Source organism: Kitasatospora putterlickiae (assembly GCF_039527695.1).
Classification (GTDB): Bacteria; Actinomycetota; Actinomycetes; order Streptomycetales; family Streptomycetaceae; genus Kitasatospora; species Kitasatospora putterlickiae.
This window is the reverse complement of the sequence record NZ_BAAAKJ010000029.1, coordinates 29233-33002: the sequence shown is the minus strand read 5'-3', so window position 1 is coordinate 33002 and position 3770 is coordinate 29233. Positions and strand designations below refer to the sequence as shown.

The following is a 3770-nucleotide window of genomic DNA, read 5'->3' as shown; positions in this document are numbered from 1 at the left end:
TGTTCCGGCCGCCGCCCGCCAGGGTCGTGCGTACTCAGACCGTGACCAGCGTCTCCAAGGGAGCGCCGCCCAGGTGCGGGGTCAGCCGCTCGCGGCCGTCGAGGAAGCCCAGCTCCATCAGCACGACCACGCCGGCCAGCTCCGCGCCGGCCTCCTTGACCAGGTCCAGCGAGGCCCCGATGGTCCCGCCGGTGGCGAGCACGTCGTCCACCACCAGCACCCGCTCACCGGGCGCGAAGGCGTCGCACTGCACCTCCAGCGTCGCCGAGCCGTACTCCAGCTCGTACGAGCGGCGGAACACCTCGCCGGGCAGCTTGCCCTCCTTGCGGATCGGCACGAAGCCGACCCCGGCCGCGAAGGCCGCCGGGGCGGCCAGCACGAAGCCGCGCGCCTCCAGGCCGACCACCTTGGTGGCCCCGAGCTCCGCGGCCCGGTCCGCCAGTGCCCGGGTGAGCGCGGCGAAGGCCTCGGCGTCGGCGAGCAGCGGCGCGATGTCCTTGAACAGCACGCCCGGCTTCGGGTAGTCCTGGACGTCCCGGATCCGGCTGGTGAGCAGCTCGGCCAGTGCGTTGTCGGCGGTGGTCACGAAGGGTCCTTAGGGTCGGCGGGGGTCAGCGCTTGGTGGACGGACGGCCCTTGGCACGCGCGGTGCCGGCCGTCCGGCCACGCTGACCGACCATACCCGCGGGCAGGTCCTCGTCGGCGATCTCCTCCGCCTCGCCGGCCTCCTTGGCCGCGGCGGCCTTGGCGTCGGCGGCACGGCGCTGGGCGACCCGCTTGGCCAGGGCCTTCATGTCCGGCGCCTCCTCCTTCAGCTGCGCGAGCAGCGGGGTGGCGACGCAGATCGAGGAGTAGGCACCGGCGGCGAGGCCGATGAACAGCGCCAGCGAGATGTCGTTCAGGGTGCCGGCGCCGAGCAGACCGCCACCGATGAACAGCAGCGCCGCCACCGGGAGCAGGGCGACCACGGTGGTGTTGAGCGAGCGGACCAGGGTCTGGTTGAGGCCCGCGTTGGCCGCCTCGCTGTAGGTGAGCTTGTTCTGCTTGGTGAGGTCCTTGGTGTTCTCCTTCACGGTGTCGAAGACGACGACCGTGTCGTAGAGGGAGTAACCGAGGATGGTCAGGAAGCCGATCACCGTACCGGGGGTGACCTCGAAGCCCACCAGGGCGTAGACGCCGATGGTGATCAGGAGGTCGTGGATGAGGGCGACCAGGGCGGCCACCGCCATCCGCCACTCGAAGGCGATCGCCAGATAGATCGTCACCAGGATCATGAAGATGACCAGACCGGTGAGCGCCTTGTTGGAGATCTGTTCACCCCAGCTGGGGCCGATCACCTGGGCCTCGATCTCGCCGACCGGGACACCGAGCTCCTGCGAGAGCTTGCCGGTGAACTCCGCGGAGGTGGTCTTGTCCTCCGAGGAGACCTGGATGCGGACCTTGCCGCTGTCGGTCGACTGCACCAGCGGGTGCGAGGAGACGATCTTGTCGACCGCCTCCTGGGCCTGCGAGATCGAGAGCCCCGGCTTGGTCACGGTGTAGACCGAGCCGCCCTTGAACTCGATGCCCAGGTGCAGGCCCATCGCCAGGCCGATCCCGGCGACCAGGACGATCACCGCGGAGATGCTGTACCAGAGCTTGCGGCGGCCGACGAAGTCGAAGCTGACCTCGCCCTGGTAGAGCCTGTGGCCCAGATTGGAGAAGCGCGACACGGTGTCAGGCCCCCTTCACGGCGGCGGAGGACGAGGGGGTGCGACGGCGGGTGCTGCGCAGCGGCGGGCGGGCGCCCAGCCGCTTCGGGTCCAGGCCGGACCACGGGTTGCCCTCGGAGAAGAACTTCCGGCGGGCCAGCAGCGTGATCAGCGGCTTGGTGAACAGGAAGATGACGACGACGTCGAGCGCCGTGGTCAGGCCCAGCGTGAACGCGAAGCCCTGGACCTTGCCGACCGAGACCAGGTAGAGCACGGCGGCGCAGAGGAAGGACACGAAGTCCGAGACCAGGATGGTGCGCCGGGCCCGCGGCCAGGCCCGCTGGACGGCCGGGCGCAGCGGAGCGCCCTCGCGGACCTCGTCGCGGATGCGCTCGAAGTACACGATGAAGGAGTCCGCGGTGATGCCGATCGCGACGATGGCGCCGCAGACGGCCGGCAGGTTCAGCGCGAAGCCGATGCCGGCGCCGAGCAGGCTCATGATCGAGTAGGTCAGCGCCGCCGAGACGAGCAGACCGGCGATCGAGACCAGGCCCAGGCCCCGGTAGTAGACCAGCGAGTAGGCGACCACCAGGATCATGCCGATCAGGCCGGCGACCAGACCGGCCTTCAGCTGGTCACCGCCGAGCTGCGGGGAGACGGTGGTGACGTCGCTGGTGGTGAACTCCAGCGGCAGGGCGCCGAAGCTCAGCACGTTCGCGAGGTTCTGCGCCTCGGTCTGCTTGAAGTTGCCGGAGATCACGGCCGAGCCGCCGGGGATGGCGCTCTTCACGTACGGGTGGGAGACGACCTTGCCGTCCAGCACGATGGCGAACTGGTTGCCCGGCTCGGGCTGGGTGGCCAGCTGGCCGGTGACGGCGGTGAAGGCGTCGGTGCCCTTGTTGTTGAACTGCAGCTGGACCTGCCAGCCGCCGCCCTGCTGGGTGTCGATGGTGGCCTGCGCCTTGGAGACGTCCGCACCGAAGACCGCGACCGGGCCGAGGGCGAGCTTGTAGTAGATGCCGCCCTCGTCCTTCTGGGTGCAGGCGACGGTCGGCGCGCCCTCGGCGGTCTGGTAGTTCTTGTTCTGCTCCGGCTTGGAGCAGTCCAGCGCGGCGAACTGCGCGGCCAGCTCCGGCGGGACGCTGCCCTGGGTCATCGCCGCGGAGAGGTCCTGCGGGGTCGCGGCCGGGTCGGTCGCGGCGGGGGTCGGGGCGCCGGTGTCGGCGGCGGCGCTCGGCGTGCCGGTGGCGGCGGCACCAGTGGCGGCGGGCGTGGTCGGGTTGTCGGCCGCGAGGGCCTCACCGGCCGGACGGCCCTGCTTGGTGGCGCTCGCGCTCGGGGTGCCGGTCGCGGCGGCGGCGCTCGGCGTGCCGGTGGCGGCCGGGGTCCCGCTCGGGGTGCCGGACGNNNGCGCTCGGGGTGCCGGTGGCGCCCGCCGACGGGGTCTCGGTCGGCGCGGGGGCCTGGAGGCCGCTCGGGGCGAGGGCGAGGACCGGGCGGAAGTACAGCTTCGCGGTGGTGCCGACCTGGTCGACCGCGCTCTGCTTGTCACCGCCCTTGGGGATGTTCACGATGATGTTGCGGTCGCCCTGGGTCTGGACCTCCGCCTCGGAGACACCCATCCCGTTGACGCGCTGCTCGATGATCCCGGTGGCGATGTCCATGTTGGACCTGTTGATCGCCTTGGGGTCGGTCGACTTCGCGCTCAGGGTGATGCTGGTGCCGCCGGCGAGGTCGATCCCGAGGCGGGGCTTGGTGTTGCCCGTCCCGAACATGAGGGCGACCAGTCCGACGGTGACGACCAGGATGAGGGCCAGCGCCCGCCCTGGGTAACCGTCGCGCGGGCGCGACTTGGGTGTTGCCACCTTGCTCGTTTCTCCCTGTCCATGCCACTTCCCCCCACCGACCCCCGCCCGGCGCGAGGCTGGGCGGGGGGTGGCGGACTGCGGCCCTGAGTCCTGTGGGCTCGCGGCACAACGCCGCGCGGACGGGCGGGTGCCCGGCCGTACTACTTGCTCGCGGGAGCCCCGCCCTCGGCCTTCGCCTCACCGGTGGCGGCGTCGTCCTTGCTGAACGACA

General features: G+C 71.3%; 2 protein-coding genes and 1 pseudogene. All 3 read right to left on the bottom strand.

The features are described from left to right. Window positions 1-34 precede the first annotated feature (34 nt). Entirely contained in the window at window positions 35-586 is a 552-nt protein-coding gene (locus ABD308_RS03885; RefSeq protein ID WP_344325534.1) for an adenine phosphoribosyltransferase, read from the bottom strand. A gap of 25 nt (window positions 587-611) precedes the next feature. Further along, a complete protein-coding gene (gene secF / locus ABD308_RS03880) occupies window positions 612-1712 on the bottom strand; it encodes a protein translocase subunit SecF (protein WP_344325531.1) in 1101 nt (366 codons plus the stop codon). Between the two features lie 4 nt (window positions 1713-1716). Next, window positions 1717-3556, bottom strand: a pseudogene (gene secD, locus ABD308_RS03875) (protein translocase subunit SecD). Window positions 3557-3770: the final 214 nt, after the last annotated feature.